Source organism: Halomicrobium zhouii, assembly GCF_900114435.1.
Classification (GTDB): domain Archaea; phylum Halobacteriota; class Halobacteria; order Halobacteriales; family Haloarculaceae; genus Halomicrobium; species Halomicrobium zhouii.
Genome location: NZ_FOZK01000002.1, coordinates 852,139 through 872,393, shown reverse-complemented (window position 1 = coordinate 872,393; position 20,255 = coordinate 852,139). Strand labels below are relative to the sequence as shown.

The window sequence follows — 20,255 nt, the reverse complement described above, 5'->3', positions numbered from 1 at the left end:
AGTGAGCGAGGATACCCGACGAAGAAAAAGGTGGAGGTGCGAGGACCAGGTCACGGTCGAGCTGTACGAAGCGACGGTCCCGATTCCCGTTACCGTCCGTGGGGACCAGATCCGCGTGCTCGACTCCGAAGAGCGGTAGAACGGTCGCCCGGCCCAAGAGCGCTTCTGCTGCGAGCAGACCAGTCCGTTAGCGACTGGAACCGGTCATTGCGCCCATCCGAGCCCGCGGTGGGCCTCGTGCCACTGCTCCAGTTCCTCCGAGAGGTAGCTCTCGCCGCTGGTCTCGTCGAAGTCGGCGTCGACGTCCAGGGCCCGTTCGTTCTCGTCGACGATGGTGGCGTCGCCGGCGCGACGCTCCGCAGTCGGGTCGTCGGCAACGAGGTGCTCCTCTTCGACTTCGACAGAGGTGACGTCGGCGGTCGCCTCGTCCAGGTAGATGTTGAAATACCGATCGATGATGTGGACTCGCCCGGTCTCGTCGGCGAAGGTGTGAGCGCCGTAGAACGAAAGGTCGTACGGGTCGTCGTCGAGGACGTTGCGCCGCTGGAACTCGCTGTCCCGGTGCTCGACGCTCGGCCCCTCGTGCTGGTCCGCGTCCATGTGGTCGCGGGCGAACGACGAGAGCCACGTCCAGCCGTGTTCCTCACCGAGGCGTTCGAGGTGCTCACCGAGGGATTCGTCGTCGACGTCGTGGCGGTTCTCCTCCCGGAGGACGACCCGCTCCTCGTCCTCGTCGACCTCGCCGCGGTAGAGGGAAGATTCGTGGGGTGCGTAGATGAGCGGACCGCCCTCGTCGGTCTGGCCGACGTAGCCGAACCAGTCGGACTCCTCGTCGGCCATCTCCGTCCGGTACTCCTCGACGATCTGACTCCGGGTGTCGTCGCCCCGTTCTGTCGGGGACTGGTCGATCTCCCAGTCGGTGTACTCACCGTGCCCCTCGACCGGCCAGTTGTCGAAGCGCACGTCAGACTCGGAGTCTGGGTCTCGGTGTGACATAATCCTCTCGGGTCCGTCTAGTGGCCTCAGACCCATTGTTAGCCGGCCGTGATACGCGCGTCGGGTCACCGCTGTGGAGAAAGCCGAGCATACCGGCGCCCCGGCCACCCTGCGCGTGGTGCTCCCGGCCTTCACGACGCCGGCCGACACCGCCCGAGCAGGGCAGCTCGTATCCCCCGTAATTAGCAATGATAAATCAGGCTAGATACTGCGCCAGGAGAATGTATTTTTCTCATATACATATACAGAGAAAGTTAAAGGGTGACGGGCGCTATTGCCTGTTTGCGATGCCTTGCAGGCATGCCAGTCCGGAGCGGCATGGCTCCGGACCACACGACAGTCAGAGGGGGATAGAGCGGCGAGAATTCGTGAAGTCGGCGCTCGCCATCGGGGGCGCGAGCGCGCTATCCGCGGTGACGGGGTTCACCGAGTTCACGGGGACGGCGAGTGCACAACGGAGCGCCAGTGTGGCCGACCGGGACAATCGTCAACACGCCTGGACGGCGTACCTCGACACGGACGCCCGGGGTCTGGCGGTGCCACCGAGACATCACGTGCTGCTGTTCATGAACTACCAGAAAAACGGCGAGCCGTCGGCGACCGACCGGCTGGAGATGGAGACGGCACTCCGCCAGCTCGAAGAGGCCTTCGAGTGGAGCAACGATGGGCTGCTGTTCACGACGAACTACTCGCCGGAGTACTTCGGGCGATTCAACGACGACGTCCCGCCGGGGGTGGACCTGCGACCCCACCAGGACGTCATCGACGCCATCATCGTCGGCGACGAGGACCCGACCCCCGAACCGTTCGAGATACTGCTCGACCTGGCCAGCGACAACGTCGCTAACCTGCTGGCCGCCGAGGAAGCGCTCTGGGGGGAGCGGGACGAACTCAACGGCGTCACGATCGACGCGACCTTCGAAGGGATCTTCGATCGACCGACGGAGTTCCCGGCCCGGCGGACCGGGTTCGTGGGCGGCGGCCTGCCCAGGGAGGAGTTCGGCGACGAGAACATCTCCGCGGAGGCGCCGCTGTCGATGGGGTTCCAGTCGGTCTTCGAGGACAACATTCCGTCGGAAGACGACGTGTCCATGGTCCACGACCAGCGTCTGGGCGCGGACAGCCCGATGCCACCGGGCGTGTTCGCCCAGGGGAGCATCCAGCACGTCTCGAATCTCAGCATCGATCTCGACTCGTGGTACGACCAACCCCACGAGGAACGGGTCGAGAGGATGTACAGCCCGCACCACAGTCCCGACGACGTCGGAGAGACCGGAAACGAACTCGGCCGGACCAGCGGCGTCGATGGCCTCCCGATGCGGGACGTGAACGCGGACGACGACGTCGCGCGGCGCGCCCAGGCCGACGCCGAAGAACGGGGCGTCGTCGGTCACGAACAGAAACTCGCCCGCGCGCGCTTCGACCTCTCCAGGCGCGATACGGACGGCGAGTCGGACGGCGGTCACGACACGACGATCCTGCGACGGGACTTCAACACGGCCGATATCGGGAAGTCGGGGCTGCACTTCCTGGCGCTGATGCGGTTCAACGGCTACATGGTGTACGTCCGACAGGCGATGAACGGCGTCGAGTTCTCCGCCGACGAATCGATCCCGAACGACGGCGAGGACGCGATAAACCACGACGCCGTCGACATCGACGTCGAGGACGACGGGTTCCTGGCGTTCATCACGGCCCTCCGGCGGGGGAACTACCTCGTCCCGCCACTGACGCTCCGGTCGCTGCCGCCGGCGAACGCCACCGAGGCGACGCTGGAAGTCAAGTCCGTGGACGGCGACGCGTCGACCGGCACGATCGACACGACAGCGGGGACGGTCGACGTCACGGTCACCGCAGACGGGGAGGCGTCGCTCGACCCCGCGGCGGCCAGACGGATCCGGTTCGGACCGATCGAAGCAGTCAACCGGGGCGGCGGCGCCGCGCCGGATTCGGTCGGCGACGGAGACGGTTCCAGGGACCAGGAAGGTACCGAGGAGCAGTCGCCAGATGGTGATGGCACTGACGAACGGGACGGTACCGACGGCCACGACGGGGGCGGGCACGGCGGCGGCGGCGACGACCACTACCCACCGTGGACCTGGTGGACGGACGGACACGACGAGATGGGGAGCCAGGCGAGCGTGTTCGGAACACACGGATGGGACGACGACGGCTGGTCGTGGTGGTGGGAAGACGACGACGGCGGTGACGGCAACGGCGGCGACGGTGGCGATGGCAGCGGTGGCGGCGACAGCGGCGACGACGACGAGGTCGGCTGGATCTGGTGGTGGGACGACGGGCGAACGGACCGCGACGACGGTGACGAGGATGGACACGGCGATACGACCGAGACCGAGACGGATACCGCGACTGCGACCCAGACGGCGACCGGGGGCGACGGCGCGACGGAAACGGACCAGTCGACCGAGACGACGACGGCCGGCGAAACCACGACGGACAGCGAGACGGCGACGGACAGCGGAACGGCGACGGAGAACGCGACGGCCACCGAGACGCCCACGGAAACCGCGAGCGAGACGGAAACTGGGACGGCGACCGAGACGCCGTCCGACGGGAGCGGGACGGCGTCGCTCCAGTTCGACGTCGACGCTGCGGGGTTCGGGGCCGACACCGAGACGGCGAAGCTGCTGTGGATAGACGAGGACGGCCTGCCCGTCGAAGCGACGACGAGCGTGACGGTCGGGACCGACGGTCAGGGGGGCTGACCAGTGTTAGTAACCGGATAGCGTGTGTATTGAAAAACGACCGGCCGAGCGAGTCGGATTCGCGTCGAGAGCGCCGGGGAAGCGGGTCAGATCGAGCCGTCGCCGCCTTCGAGCCGGTCGATGACCTCGCGGATGTCCGCCGCGGCCTCGATGCGTTCCTTGACCTTCTCCCGGCGACGGACCTCGGAGGCGTCGGCGTCGTAGGCGCGGACGTACTCGGCCCTGCTGTGTTCGTCGAAGGCGTGGCGGATGGCGAAGAAGCCATCGGGGAGTACGGCACCGCAGACCTCGCACTCGATGCGGTCGTGTTTCGTCGACTGGTGGACGATGAGGTCCTCGACCCGGTCGAACACTTCGCCGTCGGCTTCGATGGCGCACTCCCAGCGTGGCATTGTGGAAACGCATGCGACCGGAGGTTAAAAACGTTCATCCCCGCCGCTCGCCGTTCACCGGGTGGACCGGGCTAGGGCCCGTGCTCGGACTTGTGTTCCTTGTAGAGGATGCCGGTGAACAGCGAGAAGGGGACGAGTCCCAGGATGGCGAGCGCGAGACCGGCCTGCAGGAGGAGGGGTGGACCGGTGTGGATGATCAGATACGCGGCGACCAGCGTGCCCGTGGCGATGAAGGAGACGACGCTCAGAATCGCCAGCCCGAAACTCCACTTCCGGTACCGCCAGGGGAGGTTCTCTGACTTGCGCAGCATCTGGATCAGGACGGCGATGGGTGGCACCGCCAGCGCCACCATCTGGAACAGCGCCGTCGCGACGTCGACGCTCACGAGTCACCTCCGGGGTCGCTGTCGAGGGAGCGTGGACCGACCACTACGTTCGAGTCTGTCTCCGCCCGGCCGCTGGTCTCTGCACCGGTCCGGTCCTCAGCCGCACCGTCGGCCCGGCTGCCGGCCTCGCGCTCGACGATGACGCCGCCCTCGCCGACGGCGACGTCCGTCTCGCCGAGTGCGATCCCGTGCAGGGTCGCCTCGACGCCCGTCTCGACGCCGGTCCAGCCCTCGCGAGGTCTGCGTTCGTAGGCGTGCCCGCCGTCGCCGACGACGGCGAGGCGCCCTTCACACCGGTCGATCCCGCGGAGGACGACCGTGCCGACGGCGACCGGCGTCCAGTTCCCGCAGGTCGCGTCGTAGCGATAGACGATGCCGCCCCCGCCCGTGACGAGCACGCTTCCGTCGGGACCGACGTCGACGTCGGTGAAGTTGATCTGGGCGTTCTCGATGCCGACGGTCGCCCACTCGCCGTCCCGTCGCTCGAAGACGTTCCCGCTCGTGTCGACGGCGTACGTGACGTCGTCGCGGACAGTCAGCGCGGGGATGGTGGACCCGCTTCCCGGTTTGACCGGGTCGCCGAACGCGGGACAGCCGTCATCGTCGACCGTGGCCTCGAGTACCTCGCCCGAGCCGTTCGCGAGGAAGAGGCGTTCGTCGCCGCGCTCGCCGGCGATCCCGATCGCTTCCCAGGTACTCGTCATCTCCATGGGCGCCGAGTAGTCGTACTTGCGACCGGTGGTCGTGTCGTACATCCCGATGGCGCCGCTACCTCCCGCGAACCAGATCCGCTCGCCGTCGTCGGTGACGTCGACGCCGGTCAGCGTGTTGCGCTTGACCGCCGGACCGCTCGGGATGGCGACAGTCCACTCGCCCCCGGCCCCGCGGCTGGCGACGGTCCCGCTGTCGCCGACGGCGTAGACGCCGTTCGCCGTCCGGGTGACGTCGTACATCGTCTTCTCGACGTCGGTGTCGACGACGCGCCAGGTTCCGTCGGCCGTCCCCGCCTCGCCGTCGTCGCCCGAGCCAGACGCCGTCGGTCTGTCGCCGTCGGACGGCGGCGTTCTGGAATCGTCCGACGGCGGTGTTCGCGAGTCGTTCGACGAGCCGCGGTCGGCCGACTCGCGGTCGGTCGATGAGTCGTCGTCTCGGCCGGTCGACGCCGCGTCAGGGTCGTCGCTCGCTGCGGACCCGGGCGCGGAACTCGGCGTCCCGGTATCGACGTCGTCCGTCCGGCGTTTCGCTTCGTTCGTGAGGCTATCGATCGTCGTCTGTAGTGAGTCAAATGCTTTCATGAGGTCGTTATAGTCCGGAGAGCCCGGCGTAGAGGAGCCGTGAGAGCGCCCAGGTGGCGAAGCCGACGGCGACGCTCGCTGGCCACGAAGCGCGGCCGAATCGTCGTACGACGGCACTCCAGGCCAGCGGCGCGAGGACGACGCCGACGACCGGGAGCCAGCCGAGCAGTCCGTCGACCAGCCCGGCGACCAGCACGCCGACGAGCGCCGTCGCGGCGGCGACCGGGTACTCGACTGCCGGCTCCCCGGGCAGGAGCTGTAATCCCGTGTAAATCGCCGGGCCGAACAGCAGGAACGCACCGACGAATCCGGCGACGAGGTGGATGACGAACACGGCCCGTTCACCGGGTGTGCTCGTCCCGCGCGACGCGGTCGGCCTCGTCGCTGGCCCGGAGCACCACGTCGTCGGCGGACTCGCTCAGTCGGTCGTTCGGTCCACCCGGTCGTTCGCTCGGATCATCCAGCGGTTCGGCCGGAACTCGTGTTTCGTCGGTTCGGTCCACAGCGGGCCCGCGCCGGTCCCCGCGGACCGACGTGGTCGTCTGCCGATCGATCTGTGCGCGCTCGGTCGGTCGGTTCCAGGAGTTTCTCGTCATATTGTCGGTTCAGAAGTACCGTCCCGTCTCCGGGGACGTCCGCGATCGACTGGTGCCGTCGCTCTCGACGCTGTCGTCGGCCTAGGGCTCCGTCTCGAACTCCGAACAGGGGTCGGCATCCGATTCCCCGTCAGTGGCCTCCGAGAGGCAGGCCATCGCCCACGAACAGTACGCACAGACGAGCGAACGCCCCCTGTCCGTCACTCGGTATCCCTTGGTCCGCCCGTCGATGGGATAGCTCGTTATCAGGTCGTTGCCCTTCAGTTCGCTGAGGTTCTGGTAGACCCGGCTCTCGTTGACTTCCTTCCCCCAGACGGTCTCCAGAGCCGTGTGGACCGCCTGACCACACGGGTACGAGTTCCCGGCGCAGGCCACGGTGAGGAGGAGGTCCCGCTGGAAGCCAGTCACGTCGAGGATCGCTCGCAGGTCGTCGGGACACTTGGTTGGCTGTATGCCGATACGTGCTTTCTCGCCCGTTTCGTCGTTCATGCGTCGATACTGGCGGGGAATCCCGCCACTGTCGCGCCCGGGAATCGAACCCGGCGGCGGCCTGAATACCTGACGCGACCGGGACGGCGACCGCGGTTCGCTGGGCCACGACGCCGTGCCGTCAGCGTTCGCGCCGTCGGTCCCACGACGCCGCGTCCCCGCGACGGTCGTCCGGTTCCGCGTCGGGGGAATCCAGCGCCGTCCACTCGGGAGTCGCACCGACGCCGCGGTGACCGGGACCGACGTCGGCGGCCTCGACCCGGTCACCCTGCCACAACGCACTGCCTACGTTCCATAGCCAGACCACCTGTCCGATCCCGAGGACGTACGCGCCGACCGTCGCGGCCGTCTGGAGCGGGACGAACGCCTCGGGGTACGTCGCCATCCGGCGCGGAAGTCCCAGCTGGCCCATCAGTAGCATCGGGACGAACGCGGTCAGCGTCCCGCCCAGCGTGAGCCAGAAGTGGACGCGGCCCAGCCGGACGTCGTACAGCCGCCCCGTCACCAGCGGGAACCAGTAGTACGTCGCCGCGAAGAGGGCCGAGACGATCATCCCGACCAGGACGAGGTGGAAGTGCCCGACGACGTAGTAGGTGCCGTGGAGCAACTGGTCGACGGGCGCGGCGGCGAGGAACACCCCCGTCACGCCGCCGAGGACGAACGTCCCGACCGCGCCGAGGCAGAACAGCATCGGGACGGTGAGCCGGACCCGGCCGTTCCACAGCGTCGCGATCCAGTTGAACGTCTTGACCGCGCTCGGGACGGCGATGGCCAGCGAGACGGCCACGAAGGAGGCCCGAAGCCTGGGGTCGATGCCCGTCGCGAACATGTGGTGCCCCCAGACGCCGAAGCTCAGGACGCCGATGGCCAGCGTCGAGTAGACCACGTAGCGGAAGCCGAACAGCTTCCGACCCGCGAAGCGCGGCAACAGCAGGCTCACGACGCCCATCGCGGGCAGGACGAGGATGTACACCTCCGGGTGGCCGAAGAACCAGAAGAGGTGTTGCCACAGCAGCGGACCGCCGCCCTCGACGGCGAAGTAGGTCGTCCCCGCGTTCCGGTCGAGCAGGAGCATCACGACGGCGCTCCCGAGGACTGGGAAGGCGAACAGGACGAGCCCAGCCGTCGTGAGCATCGACCACGTGAAGATGTCCAGCCGGTGCCACGGCGTCGCGTCGCCCCGCTCGGCGACGATGGTCACCACCAGATTGATCGCACCGGCCACCGTCGACACGCCGCTCAGGTGGAGCCCGATCAGCGCGAAGTCGAGGCCGACGCCCGCCTGTTCCGCGCTCATCGGCGGGTACATCGTCCACCCCGTCGCCGGCGGCGCGAGCCACGAGATGCCGAGCAACTGGCCGATAGTGCCCGCACGTACGAGGAGCAAGGCCGGCGGCAACAGCCAGAAGGCCAGGGCGTTGACCCGCGGAAAGGACATCTCGTCGGCGCCGATGAGCAGCGGCACGACGACGTTCGCCAGCCCGAACGCCAGCGGCGTCGCGAAGAAGAACAGCATCGTCAGCCCGTGGGTCGTGAAGAAGGCGTCGTAGGTCTGTGCCCCCCAGACGCCAGTCCCCGGCGTGACGAGTTCCGTCCGGACCGCCATGGCGTCGAGGCCGCCCCACGCGCCCGCGACCGCCGCGAGCGCTATGTAAAGCCGCCCGACGTCGCGGTGGTCGACGGTCGTGAGCCACCTGCGAAGGCCGGTGGGTTTCGTGGGTCGTGATGGGTCTGACATCGGGTTCGTTGGGATTCACCTCGTCCGGTTCGCCGGCCCCTCTCTCGGCAGGAATCGGCTGCTCGGCCGCCGACGGAGTCACCCGGTCCGCGTCCACCCGCGCCGGACCGTCTCCCAGGCGCCGACGGCACCGACCGCGGTCGCCACGCCGAACGCGAGGACCGGGTCGACCGCGTAGAGGACGCCGCCCAGTAGCGGCGCGGTCGCGACCGCGAGGGCGCGTCGGTCGCTCAGTGTGCGCCCCTCGCCGGCGGTTCGACCGGTCGAGTGGGGACCATCCGGCCGTTCGACCTCCCGAACGGGCAGGTCGGACCGGGCGGTGTCGGTCCCGGTCGCCTCTCCCCGAGGTTCGGTGCGGGACCGCGCCACGCGACCGACCGACCGCGTCCCGTAGACCGCGAAGACGGCACCGACGACCAGCGGCGTGGCCGGCACGGTGACGAGGACGAGCGGGAAGGCGGCGACGACGACGCTCGCGTACACCGTCGCCGCGCGGGCGCCGACGACGTCGACGACGCGCGGGCCGACGCGTGCGACAACTGCCGCGGTCGCCAGTTCCGCGACGAGGAAGAGCCCGAACGTCGCCGCCGGGGAGAGGCGACGGCCGAACAGGACGAGGTCCACGTCGAGGACGGTCGTGACGGCGACGACGACGAACAGCGAGACCATCGTCAGCCCGAACCGGGAGACGTCGCGGCCCAGCGAGGGGCGCTCCCGCGAGCGGACCGGCGACTCGCCGCCGGACGGAGCGGGGACGGAACCGGAGCCGTCGAACCCGCCGGTAGCCCACAGAGCCGCGACGGTGACGCCCAGCGCGGCGGTCAGCGTCAGCGAGACGCGGTAGCCCGCCTCGAACGACCGCGCGAGGGCGAAGATCACGACCGCGACCGTCAGCGCGGCGACGGCCCAGCCCGACCGATCCGGGCTCGCGGTGTCGTTCCAGTCCGCCAGGGACCACCGACCGACGCTCCGGTCCGGGCCGAAACGGGCCCACGCCGCGACGCCGACGCCGCCCGCCGCGACGACCAGCGAGGCCGTGACCGCGGAGCCGGCGGCCAGTTCCGGAACGAGTGCCCACAGCGAGAGACCGACGGCGGCGGCGAGTGCACCGGCGACGACCCGCCACCGCCGCGGGGAGGACCCGCCGGTTCCGAGCCGGCGACCGAGCAGCCAGAGGGTACCGAGGGCGCCGATCAGCGGCGCCCCGACGCCCAGCGTCTGGAGGTACTCGGGGACGTAGCGCACGAGGACCCACACCGTCGCTTCGAAGCCCGCCGTCGACGCCAGAACGGCGACGAGGTTCGACGCACTCCGCGTTCCATCTCCGCCGTCGTCACTTCCGTCGGGACGGGCCGGGAGCACCGGACCGTCGTCGTCGCCGATGCCGGGAGTCGGCAGGGGGCCCGCCGTCTCGAGGTCCGAGACCGGGACGCCGTCAGCGGAGCGGGTGGTGGGCTCGGCGGCGGGCGGGGGGTCGGCGGGCGGGGAGTCGGCGGGCGGGGAGTCGGCGGGCGGGGAGTCGGCCGGGTCGCCGGCGTCGCGGTCCGGTCCGTCCGTCATCGCCACGACCGCACGTGGATCCAGGTCCGGCGGATGGCCGTCGCCACGGTGCGACCCAGCGACCACGCGCCCGCGCCGAGGCGCTGGACGGCGTCCCCGAGTCCGACCGCCGCTCGCCAGGCGGTCCGGACGACCTGCGAGAACCCGAGGACGACTAGCCAGGCGTAGTACTCCGCCCGCCGGCGAGGTGTCGACTGTTCGGCGTCCCGGTCGAGGTCGTCGTCGCCCGCGTCGGCGGTCGTGAGCGACGCGTGCAGCGAGGAGAGCCGGTCCCGGAGCCAGTAGAGGGCACCGGCGACGGCGAGGAAACCCATCGAGAGCCCGACCCACGCGAGCAGCAGGGCGTAGTACACCTCGCCGGCCCAGTCACGCAGTTTCTCCTCGACGGCGTCGAGGCCGTACGTCGCCAGGACCTGCCCCGCGAACACCGGTGTGAACACGAGGTTGAGGACGGTCGTGTACTCGTTCGAGATGGTGCCGCCGACGACGCCCTGGGAGGGGACGATGCCGGCCCAGGTGACGAGGTAGTGGACGACGACGCCGGCGACGACGGCCGCGAAGAACAGCGAGACGAACAGCGTCGCGGCCATCCGGGTCCCGTAGTACCGCCGGTAGAGATTGACGAGCGGCGGGATGATGAGGTCGGCGTAGATGAACGCCAGCACGCCGCCGAAGGGGAGCCCGTTGCGCCACAGCACCAGCGCGAAGGGGACGTTGCCGACCGAGCACATGAACGTCAGGACGCCGATGAGGACGGCGATGGTGGCGTTGATGACGACGCCCTCGAACGTCCCCTGGGTGCCGAACAGCGCCGTCCACCAGGTCTCGGGGACGGCCGCGCCGACGACGCCGGCGATCACGAATCCGAGGACGAGGTCCCGGCCGATCATCTCCCAGTCCTTCATCGTCGCGCTGGCCGCGCTCGTCCAGCCGGCCCGGGAGAAGAGGGCGCCGCCGTCCCCCGTCGAGCGGTACACCTGCAGACAGCCCGAGCAACAGAAGTACTCGGTGCGGCCGTCGACGTCCTCGACGACGATCTCGTCCGGGTCGGCGCCGGGCTCGACTGTCATGTCGCAGGTGGCACAGACCGACTCGTCGTGCGTGCGGACGTGCTCGCGGGCGGCCTCGACCCACGACTCGGGAATGACGTGGCGAAAGAGGAGCACCATGACGGCCACGGCGACGACGCCACCGAGGTACTCCCCGACGACGAACTGCCAGCCGAGCAGCACCCACAGCACGAGGCCGAGTTCGACGACGAGGTCGGTGCTCGCGAACATGAACGCGCCGAGGGAGGCCGCCCCCGAGGCGCCCTTCTTGAACAGGGTCTTCGTCGTCCCGACCGCCGAGTACGAGCAGCTGGAGGAGGCGACGCCGAAGGCCGCACCGAGCGACGCCTCGCGCCAGCCGTCGCCGCCCAGCAGGCCGGTCAACTGTTCCTCGCCGACGAACACCTCGACGGCGCCGGAGATGGTCAGGCCGAGCACCAGCGCCCACCAGGTGTCCCAGGTCATCTCCGCGACGAGTTCGACTGCGCGTGCCAGGGTGTCGATATACATGAATCTCGTAGTGGTCTGCGGGTTTGGTGGCCGCCGTGGGCGGCCGAAAACGTGCGACGGAGAGGAGGTCGACCTGCCCGTCGCGAGAGAGGGTCCGCCGGTCTCGCTACTGTTCGACGTCGAATCCGAGGTCGTCGATGGCCTCCTGCACCGAACGCACGGCGCTGGGCGAGCCTTCGACCCGGACGCAACCTTTCGTCGCGTTCGCCGACACGCCGTCGACGGAACACAGGTCCGCGACTTCGTCTTCGACGAGCTGTTCGCAGTTGATGCACGTCATGCCGTCCACTTCGAGTATGAACTCCGACATCAACCGCTGTACGGGAGGGGGACGAATAAATAGGCAAAACTTGCCAGTTCGATGGACGGTCTGGCTCAGCCGAACCGCTCGAGTATCGTCCCGTCGTTGCCCACCGCGACGTCGGAGTGAGACTCGTTCCCGAGGGCGCAGCCCTGGAGCGTCTTCGTCGTCGGCGTGGACTCGGTCTGCCAGTTGTTCTCCTGGATGGCGTGGGCGCTCCCGTCGTTCCCGACGGCCAGGCCGCGGTGGCGGTCCCGGTCGACGGCGTGGAGCGGGTGCTCGCCCGCGCGCAACTGGAGCCAGTTGTAGCCGTTGTAGACGTAGATGGAGCCGTCGTCGGCAGCGACGTCGACGAGGTCGCCGTCGACTGCCGCCACGTCCCGGAGCGAGGCGTCGACGCCACGGACGCCCGCGGCCGTCCAGCCGTCCCCGGAGTTCTCGTCGTGTCGGTAGACGCCACCACCGGTGTCGGTGACGTAGACGACGCCGGCAGCCGTATCGACGGCCGCGGCGCTCTCGCCGCCGGTGGGCTTGGTGACCTCGGCCCAGTTCATCCGCTGGCCGCCCCAGCGACCGGGGAGCAGTTCCCCCGAGCTGTTGACGACGTACACCTGTTCCGAACCGCCGCTGCCGTCGACGGCCACGTCGGTCCAGCTACTCGTCTTCTGTCTCGGTGCGGTGAAGTCGGTCAGCTCGCCCGCGACGACGTCGTACCGGCCGAGCGCGCCGCTGGATCCACAGATCCAGAGCTTCCGGCCGTCGTCGGTGACGTCGACGCCCGAGAGCCCGTTGTTCGAGCCGTCGGGCCCGTTCTGGACGACCGTCTGCCACTCGTCGCCGCGCCGGGTGAGGACGAGGCCGCTCTCCCCGACGGCGTAGGGGCCGTCGGTCGTCATCGCGGCGTCCGTCAGTCCCTTCCGCGTGGGCGTCTCGACGTCGTTCCAGCCGTACCTGGTCTGGTCGTCGGAGCCACAGCCCGCGAGGCCGACGGCCGCGGCGGCGGCGCTCGCGGCGAGAAACCGGCGTCGAGTCGCCGAGGATTCGCTCCCCGTCATAGGAACGGGACGGGGACCGGCAGGAGGACGAGGACGCCGGCGACCGCGGCGAGGACGCCGACGGACCGGGATATCTCTCGGCCGCAGACCGGGAACCGTTCGGTGACGAGGACGCCGGTCAGTCCCAGCATCCAGACGACGTTCATCGACCCGACCAGCACCACGAGCGCGAACAGGTGCCAGGTGGCCAGGACGCAGTTCCGGCCGTGGCGCAGGCCCAGGCGCACCGCTTTCCGGAGACCCGGGCTGTCGACGGTGACGCGGTCACAGCAGTCGTCCAGGGCCGCGCCCTTGAACCCGGAGAGCTGGTACCAGCCGGCGAACAGGAGCGTCCCGCCGTAGGTGACGTCTGGTGCGCGCTGGACCAGCGCGTGGACGTCCACGACAGCGTCCACTGCGAGCGGGACGACCCCGGTGGCCGCCCACACCAGCCCGTAGGTCGTGAAAAAGGTCGCCAGCGCCGCCGCACGCGCCGGCCAGTCGCCCCCCATCGCGCTGTCGTACCGGCGGGCGAACGGGAGCATCGCCGGGAACATCATCGCCGCCATCATCACGGCCCACATCACGATATAGGCGCCGATGGCACCGCCGTGGAGGGCGGCTCGCTCCATCGCGCCCGGCGCGGACATGGGGAGGTCCGCGGGCGTGGGCATGGGTACCCAGCCGGCGAGCAGGGCGACCCACAGCGAGAGCGTGACGGCGAGCACCCCGAGCGTGACCGGGGGGATCTGTACACTGTCCAGTCGTCGTTCCAGTCGGTCGAGGGACTGCGAGTGGTCGAGTTGCATGGATTCGAAACGCCGGGGAAAGCGAGCGGTCGGTCGTCGGTCGGCGAACGGTCAGTCGTTCCGGTGCCTGGCGTAGGCGGGCGTCTCCCGCAGCGGCGTGAACGGACCGGGCGCGGCCGTCCGCGCGGTGATCGTCGCGATCTTCACGACGAAGGAGAGCAACACGGCGAAGGGGAGGACGACAGAGGCCAGAGCGAAGCTGACGGAGAGGTCAAGCAGGAGCGGCCAGCCGGCGAAGGGTTGTCCCTGGGCGAAGCCCATCACGACCACGATGGACACGAAGAACGCGCCGATGCCGGTGTAGCCGATCCACCGGGAGAGCCGGGAGAGCTCCTGCTGGATGTACATCGCCTTGTAGTACTGCCGGAGCAGGTCCAGCGTCGTCGAGAGGTCCTGCAGGTCCTGCAGCAGTTCGCAGGCGTGGTCTGACAGTTCGTCCGCGTAGGAGGATTCGATGCGGCGCGCGTCCTGGACGTTCTGCGGGTAGTTGTCGCCCATCATGGGCACCAGCAGGTCGCCGAGCCGCTGCCGGTCACCGTCGAACCGCTCTTCGACGTGGCCGGCCTGGGTCTGGAGGACCGCGACGTACTCGTCGACGGCCGTCTGCATGGCCGCCGACCCGTCGTCGACGGCCTGCTGGAGCCCCTCGGCGCGGTTTCGTAGCAGGGAGATCACCGCCCCCAGGAACGGGGCCGGCTTGGTCGAGACGACGTCGGTCTCGACGCTCATCGACGCGACCTGTCGCTGGAACCCGCGCGCGCTCTCCATCTGCTCCTGTATCTCCGAGATCGATCCGACGACCCGCGAGACAGTCAGCTGGTTGACGGACACGACGATGGGGACTAACGAGAACAGCCCGGAGATGAACGCGCTGAACATGGTGGTCACGAAGCCGCCTTCTTCGACGCCGACGAAACCAGTCGCCGACAGCAGGAACGTGCCGACGAAGGCGAACGCGGTAATCCCGCCGGCGATGACCCAGCGATTGCCGTCGAGCAGGAACCAGCGGCGAATCGACGCCTGGACGCCGTCGTCCGCGACCGTCGCGCCGGCGATGGCGACGCCGACGGCGACGAACCGGCCGGTGACGAACAGGAGGCGAGCCACGAGGAACAGCACCGTACCGGTCGAGGCCATCGCGTCGACGAGAACCCGCTGGAAGCCGGCCGCCGACGTCTCGTCCGTGCCCTCGTCGGGGCGTGTATCGCGGGTCATAGCAGCGGAATCGCCTCGGTCAGACCGCTGTTGGTCACCCGCGCGAGCAGGATGACGAGCGCGACGATGGCACAGCCCAGCGTCGAGATCCGGACGAGCATCGTCCCGCGGGCCCGCCGGACGTCGGCCATACTCTCGGGGTGATAGCCGAGGTACCAGAGGCTGATAATCGCCGCCAGCGTCATCGAGAACACGTTCATGAGGACGACGGCGACGCCGCCGACGACCGCGGAGGGACTCACCCACGCGACGCCGACGCCGACGACGCCGATGGGCGGCATCACGGCGGCGGCGATCATCACGCCGACGAGGTCGATGGTCCCGCTCGTCGAGAGGCTCAGCGCACCGGCGAAGCCCGCGCCCAGTGCCACGACGACGAGCAGGAAGTTCGGGGCGGTGTGGCTGCTCACCTGGAGCAGGTGACTGACGTTGAACCCCGCATCGACCAGGTCGGTGAACTTCACGATGGTGGCGAAGCCGATGGCGCTCGCCAGCGCCACCGCACCGCCCTGGATCTGATATCGAACACTGCGTCGGTACAGATTCGGCTCGTCGAGCACCGTCGAGACGCTCGTCGCCATCAGCGGCCCGATCAGCGGAGCGATGACCATCGATCCGACGAGCACCGACAGGGAGTTCAGCAGGACGCCCGCCGTCGCGACGACGGCGCTGATGGCGGTCATCAGCAGGTAGATCGTCCGGTCGGGGACCATGTCCGTCGCCGTCGATATCAGTTCACTCCGGGAGATACCCTGGTAGCCGAGTCCCCGGACCTCGTCGTAGGGGTCGTCGGACTCGCCGAAGCGGTCGGAGACGACCGCTTCGGGGTCGATGACGATGGTGTACAGCTCGTCGTCGATGTCGAGTTCCTCCAGTCTCGTCTGGATGTGTTCGACGGTCTGTGTCGGGAGGGGAAACGAGATGGTCGCCATCTCGGAGTCCCCGCCGCTCTCGTCGGTGAGGACGTACTCCAGTTCGTTGGCTTCGAGGACCCCCACGACCTCCTCCCGGGCGGTCCGGGTGAGCGTGAGGACCTCGACGACGCGCAAGTCCTGTCGTGCCATCCCTCGTTACTCACTCCCGTAACGGGGCAGTTGCTGGACGTCGGCCGGACGAACCAGGCGACTCCTATCCATCAGAACTGGAGTACCTCCTCGGGGTGGGCGGCGGATCCGTCGAAGGCCGCCGTGTACAGCGACGCGACGGTCTCACGGATCCGCGCCATCTGGTCGTCGGTCGTGCCGTCACAGTTCGTGCCGCACTCGGCGTGGACGACGCCGTCGTGGTCGTCGTCGAACTTCAGCCGACCGTGACAGCCTGGACAGCGGAGTCCCGCGTGGGCGTGCATCCACTGGACGTCGTAGCCGAGTTCGTCGAACCGGTGCTGGAGGGCGTACCAGACGTACCGGTCGGCCGCCTGCTCGCCAGTTGCAGCGCGTTTGAGCCGCGAGATGGCGAGCGCCGCCCGCCTGTACAGTTCCGCGTCGAACTCGCAGTGACGGCGGTGCGTCCTGCGAAAGTACGTGACGAGCGCCTGCCGCGTGGAACGGACCGCCCCGTTGGTTAGCTCACCGACCCGTCTATCGTCGTCGTCGCCGTCGCCGGAGAGCACCGACCGCCAGGCACGTCCGTCCTCGTCGTAGTGAGTTGGCTCGGAGAGCGGTGCGCCACTCCTGTGGCAGAATGCGTAGTATCCAATCATGGGCTGAGACAACCGCAGCTATTCGGGCCGGGATGTCATCCGCGCACGGAGGCGCGTCGTCCGGGCCGAACGCTACCAGATGTAGCACTGATAGCGATAAAAATCCTACAAACGCTCCAATTATTTAATATCTTCCCGGCCCAAACCCCGTGACGTGACCGCCCCTCTCGATTCTCCGATAGAGACAGAATTGTTACCATTATAGTCCTCTCGACTGACAACAGTCTGTGGTAGCGGGCCGACGGCGCATAGAAATCCATAACACCGGGCTGGCAGTACGTGTGGGCGTGACTGACGAGGGGTTCGCGGTCGACATGCACGTGAAGGTCCTGGACGAGGCCGTCGTCCGGCGCGCCAAGGCGCGTGGCCTGGACGCGCTCGTCTACGCGCCGCACTTCACGCGGCTACCCGACGTCCGGGAGCGCGCCGAGCGCTTCTCCGACGACGAGTTGACGGTGGTCCCGGCCCGGGAGCTGTTCACCGGTAGCTGGCAACAGCGCCGGCACGTCCTCGCGCTCGGCCTCGACGACCCCGTTCCGGACTTTCTCACGCTCGAGGGGACGATGGCGGAACTCGACCGGCAGGACGCCGCGGTGCTGGTCCCCCACCCGGAGTTTCTCACGGTGAGCCTCACCGAGGACCAGATCCGCCGGTACGAGGACCGCATCCACGGCCTCGAGGTGTACAACCCCAAGCACCTGCCCCACCACAACGAACGCGCACGAGAGCTGGCGCGGTCGATCGGCCTCCCGACGTTCACGTCGTCGTACGCCCACCTCCGGGGGACCGTCGGCGAGGCGTGGGTCAGTTTCGACCGACCGCTGACCGACGAGACGGCGTTCGTCGGCGCCCTGCGCGACGGCGAACCACGGCGTCTCTTCCACCGGAACGGCCCGCTCCACGCGCTCCGCTGCGGGCTGGAGTTTTGCCACCTCGGCTACGAGAACACGTGGTCGAAGTTCGACCGCGTCATGCTCCAGGGCACTGCGGCCACCCACCCGGACCACGTCGCCTACGGCGGCCGGTTCGACGACGTGAAGGTGTACTGAGCGCCACTGGTTTGCGGTCGAACGACGGCGTCACCGGGCTTCGACGGCGTCGAGCAGGTCCGACAGCGCCTGCTCGGCGACCCGTTGCTTGACCGTCTGCCTGTCGCCGTCGAACTCGTAGCGCTCGACGGTCGTTTCGGAGTCGCCCGTCCCCCACGGCGCCGCGTACGCCACGCCGATGTAGGCCGTCCCGACCGGCGTCTCCTCGCTGCCGCCGGTGGGCCCGGCGACACCCGTCGTCGCCACGCCCCACGTCGTATCCGCAGTGTCCCGAACCGCCCGCGCCATCTCCCTGGCCACTGGTTCGCTCACCGCGCCGTGGCCGTCGAGAGCCTCCCGGGAAACCGCGAGCACGTCCCGTTTGGCGTCGTAGGAGTAGGTCGCCACCGACCGGTCGAAGTAGTCGCTCGACCCCGGGACGTCGGTCAAGAGCGACCCGATGAGCCCCCCCGTACACGACTCGGCCACGGCGACCGTCTCGCCGCGCTCGCGGAGCGCCTCGCCCACTCGTTCCTCGGCCGGCGCTTCTGACTCGCTCATGTCCGGACGGTAGACTGGCAGCGCCAAAAGTTCGATCCAATGTTGTCCGGATCAGGAGCTCCGTCGGAAGGCCGATCGCTCTCTACCCGACTGCCAACGACCACCCGGATCACCATGTCACAGCCGGCGGTGAACGTGCTGGTAGCCCGATTTCCTTCAAGCCTATAACGATGATCCCTTCAAACCTCCTGAGGTGGATATCCACCATCATGAGTAGTTGTGGAAAGATGGAAAGGACGGCCGAATTGGTGACGCTTTGAACCCCATCTCAAAAGGGTAATGTCACATATCTCTACTGGGCGGTGTGGATCGATTGCTTATCTACCCAATACATTTTTGTTAGCATGTACCTAGGACCATTCCATGTTAGGCGGTAGAGACGGCGACACGACCAAGTTACAAGATTGTATCCTTGAGCAGTATGACATAATGACAACTAATCCAAAACAGATCGCGGCCAATTGCGATTGTTCGGAGAGTTACGTCAAGGAAACACTCAACGAATATCGCCCGGATTGGAACAAGAGTGGTGGTGACTTTGGCCTCATCTGAGATACTAGCAACGCTTCGGGCTCTCCCCCCAAGACACTTCGAACAGTTCATCGCAGATGTGTGGCAAGAGCGTCAAGGGTGGACGACTGAGGTGATGGACGCCGGCCCTGACAAAGGTCTTGACGTAATTGGACAGCCTCCTACTGGTGGCGGAAAGACAGCTGTCCAGTGCAAACGATACGCAGAGGGAAACAAGGTTTCAAGCGATAATGTCCAGCAATATTCCGCCCTCCGTCAGCAGTGGAGCGATGTGAACGGCGTTACCATCGTTACCACGAGCTCCTTTACTCGATCAGCAGAGGAACTAGCGGAGCGACTTGATGTGAACTGTATTGACGGAGACGATCTTGTCCGTATTGTCCACAAATACGATGCGCATGAGATCCTGCAATGGTACGCTGACGGCAAACCCAAAACGAAGCAACAATGACAGACGATGACCTCCGATTCGGAGATGTCAGTGGCGCTAATAGAACCGACAATAAGCTAGTGAACTGGATGATTCAAGCGTTCCAAGTGCTCGTTCTCGGTTACGTTTTGCTCAAGACCATCGAGATACTCTTAGATATCTCAATCCCGCTGATATAAGGACAGATGTTTCCCATGAAAGACGTCTGCCAGGAGCGATCCTCTCGGGCATCCAGTACACGATTCTGCGACGGCGACCGTCTCCCCGCGCTCCCGCAACACCTCACCCACGCGCTCCTCGATCGTCGCCTCGGACTCGCTCATGCCCGAAGACTGGACTGGCAGCGCCAAAAGTTCGATCCAACCGTGCCCGGTTTCGGTCCGGCCGCCGTCGAGGGGCCACTCCCAGCCCGACCGCCGACGAACCACCGGATACGGCGGACTACCGTTCACGGAAGTCGTTTTTGGAATTGATAACGACCGATTCGGCCGCTGTACCGCCATCTCAGTGAACTTCTACCCGGCCCTAGATATCGCCGACGTCGCCGTTTAAACGAAGGTGAACGATATCCGGTCTTTTCCCGCGAGGACACCATGGAGTCGAAAGTGAGTCCCGACGAACGCGCTGAAATCACCACCGTCGTGTCGATTCAGGACGTGCTCCCGAGCGTGGCGGTCGCGGAAGCGGTCGCCGACGCCGAAGAGACGGATCCGGGCGACCTCCCGCCCCTCTACGACGCTGTCGACCCCGACGCACTCGACCAGATCTTCCGTGAGGAGCGCGTCGGCACCGTCGCGTTCGAGTACTGCGGCTACACGGTCGCGATTCAGGACAACGACGTCGTCGTCTTCAGTCGCTAGCCCCGCCCGGACGTGTACGTTCGGCCACCGGATGGCCGAGGCGTGTG

General features: G+C 67.6%; 23 protein-coding genes. 5 read left to right on the top strand and 18 right to left on the bottom strand.

Going from position 1 to position 20,255, the window contains the following annotated elements:
- The first annotated feature begins 1 nt into the window (after position 1).
- Positions 2-139: a transcription elongation factor Spt5 gene (locus tag BM337_RS11490; RefSeq protein ID WP_394327765.1), complete on the top strand. Its 138-nt coding sequence runs from the start codon at positions 2-4 to the stop codon at positions 137-139.
- 65 nt (positions 140-204) lie between these two features.
- Here the strand turns inward: BM337_RS11490 and BM337_RS11485 are convergent, their stop codons facing one another.
- Positions 205-996, bottom strand: a complete 792-nt coding sequence (locus tag BM337_RS11485; protein WP_143117715.1) for a hypothetical protein — start codon at positions 994-996, stop codon at positions 205-207.
- 368 nt (positions 997-1,364) lie between these two features.
- Between BM337_RS11485 and BM337_RS11480 the strand changes: the two genes are divergently transcribed.
- A complete protein-coding gene (locus tag BM337_RS11480; RefSeq protein ID WP_089816735.1) occupies positions 1,365-3,722 on the top strand; it encodes a DUF7405 family protein in 2,358 nt (785 codons plus the stop codon).
- Positions 3,723-3,808: 86 nt separating this feature from the next.
- Here the strand turns inward: BM337_RS11480 and BM337_RS11475 are convergent, their stop codons facing one another.
- The 15 genes from BM337_RS11475 to BM337_RS11405 form a co-directional block, all read right to left on the bottom strand.
- The gene (locus BM337_RS11475; protein WP_089816734.1) at positions 3,809-4,114 is read right to left on the bottom strand and encodes a DUF7565 family protein; all 306 of its coding nucleotides are present in this window, start codon (positions 4,112-4,114) and stop codon (positions 3,809-3,811) included.
- Between the two features lie 71 nt (positions 4,115-4,185).
- Entirely contained in the window at positions 4,186-4,500 is a 315-nt protein-coding gene (locus tag BM337_RS11470; protein ID WP_089816733.1) for a hypothetical protein, read from the bottom strand.
- Positions 4,497-5,795 (bottom strand): hypothetical protein, encoded by a 1,299-nt coding sequence (locus BM337_RS11465; protein ID WP_177227441.1) that lies wholly within the window; start codon positions 5,793-5,795, stop codon positions 4,497-4,499. The genes BM337_RS11470 and BM337_RS11465 overlap by 4 nt, the downstream gene beginning before the upstream one ends.
- A gap of 7 nt (positions 5,796-5,802) precedes the next feature.
- Positions 5,803-6,129, bottom strand: coding sequence for a hypothetical protein (locus BM337_RS11460; RefSeq protein WP_089816732.1), 327 nt, complete (start codon positions 6,127-6,129; stop codon positions 5,803-5,805).
- A gap of 7 nt (positions 6,130-6,136) precedes the next feature.
- Entirely contained in the window at positions 6,137-6,391 is a 255-nt protein-coding gene (locus tag BM337_RS11455) for a hypothetical protein (protein ID WP_089816731.1), read from the bottom strand.
- An 81-nt stretch (positions 6,392-6,472) separates the two neighbouring features.
- Positions 6,473-6,880 carry a helix-turn-helix transcriptional regulator gene (locus BM337_RS11450; protein ID WP_089816730.1) on the bottom strand — a complete coding sequence of 136 codons (408 nt, stop codon included), beginning with the start codon at positions 6,878-6,880 and terminating at the stop codon, positions 6,473-6,475.
- 121 nt (positions 6,881-7,001) lie between these two features.
- The gene (locus BM337_RS11445; RefSeq protein WP_089816729.1) at positions 7,002-8,618 is read right to left on the bottom strand and encodes a cytochrome c oxidase subunit I; all 1,617 of its coding nucleotides are present in this window, start codon (positions 8,616-8,618) and stop codon (positions 7,002-7,004) included.
- 78 nt (positions 8,619-8,696) lie between these two features.
- The gene (locus BM337_RS21160; protein WP_177227439.1) at positions 8,697-10,178 is read right to left on the bottom strand and encodes a hypothetical protein; all 1,482 of its coding nucleotides are present in this window, start codon (positions 10,176-10,178) and stop codon (positions 8,697-8,699) included.
- Positions 10,175-11,737, bottom strand: a complete 1,563-nt coding sequence (locus tag BM337_RS11435; RefSeq protein WP_089816727.1) for a permease — start codon at positions 11,735-11,737, stop codon at positions 10,175-10,177. The genes BM337_RS21160 and BM337_RS11435 overlap by 4 nt, the downstream gene beginning before the upstream one ends.
- 106 nt (positions 11,738-11,843) lie before the next feature.
- Complete coding sequence (locus BM337_RS11430; RefSeq protein WP_089816726.1) at positions 11,844-12,047, bottom strand: heavy-metal-associated domain-containing protein; 204 nt, start codon at positions 12,045-12,047, stop codon at positions 11,844-11,846.
- Between the two features lie 65 nt (positions 12,048-12,112).
- A complete protein-coding gene (locus BM337_RS11425) occupies positions 12,113-13,093 on the bottom strand; it encodes a beta propeller repeat protein (protein WP_089816725.1) in 981 nt (326 codons plus the stop codon).
- The gene (locus tag BM337_RS11420) at positions 13,090-13,881 is read right to left on the bottom strand and encodes a DUF2182 domain-containing protein (protein ID WP_089816724.1); all 792 of its coding nucleotides are present in this window, start codon (positions 13,879-13,881) and stop codon (positions 13,090-13,092) included. The genes BM337_RS11425 and BM337_RS11420 overlap by 4 nt, the downstream gene beginning before the upstream one ends.
- Positions 13,882-13,932: 51 nt before the next feature.
- Positions 13,933-15,096: a DUF7972 family membrane protein gene (locus tag BM337_RS11415; protein WP_089816723.1), complete on the bottom strand. Its 1,164-nt coding sequence runs from the start codon at positions 15,094-15,096 to the stop codon at positions 13,933-13,935.
- Positions 15,093-16,160, bottom strand: a complete 1,068-nt coding sequence (locus BM337_RS11410) for a TIGR00341 family protein (protein ID WP_177227437.1) — start codon at positions 16,158-16,160, stop codon at positions 15,093-15,095. Before BM337_RS11410 ends, BM337_RS11415 begins: the two co-directional genes overlap by 4 nt.
- A 71-nt stretch (positions 16,161-16,231) precedes the next feature.
- Entirely contained in the window at positions 16,232-16,798 is a 567-nt protein-coding gene (locus tag BM337_RS11405) for a hypothetical protein (protein ID WP_089816722.1), read from the bottom strand.
- Positions 16,799-17,112: 314 nt separating this feature from the next.
- Between BM337_RS11405 and BM337_RS11400 the strand changes: the two genes are divergently transcribed.
- Entirely contained in the window at positions 17,113-17,847 is a 735-nt protein-coding gene (locus BM337_RS11400) for a PHP-associated domain-containing protein (RefSeq protein WP_089817186.1), read from the top strand.
- Between the two features lie 30 nt (positions 17,848-17,877).
- On the opposite strand, the gene BM337_RS11395 is transcribed toward BM337_RS11400, so the two are convergent.
- The gene (locus BM337_RS11395; RefSeq protein WP_089816721.1) at positions 17,878-18,387 is read right to left on the bottom strand and encodes a CinA family protein; all 510 of its coding nucleotides are present in this window, start codon (positions 18,385-18,387) and stop codon (positions 17,878-17,880) included.
- Positions 18,388-18,919: 532 nt separating this feature from the next.
- Between BM337_RS11395 and BM337_RS11385 the strand changes: the two genes are divergently transcribed.
- A complete protein-coding gene (locus BM337_RS11385) occupies positions 18,920-19,369 on the top strand; it encodes a restriction endonuclease (protein ID WP_177227434.1) in 450 nt (149 codons plus the stop codon).
- A 140-nt stretch (positions 19,370-19,509) separates the two neighbouring features.
- Here BM337_RS11385 and BM337_RS11380 read toward each other — a convergent pair whose 3' ends face one another.
- Positions 19,510-19,671: a CinA family protein gene (locus BM337_RS11380; protein WP_143117714.1), complete on the bottom strand. Its 162-nt coding sequence runs from the start codon at positions 19,669-19,671 to the stop codon at positions 19,510-19,512.
- A gap of 270 nt (positions 19,672-19,941) precedes the next feature.
- Between BM337_RS11380 and BM337_RS11375 the strand changes: the two genes are divergently transcribed.
- Entirely contained in the window at positions 19,942-20,208 is a 267-nt protein-coding gene (locus tag BM337_RS11375; RefSeq protein ID WP_177227433.1) for a DdfA family disk-determining factor, read from the top strand.
- Positions 20,209-20,255 lie beyond the last annotated feature (47 nt).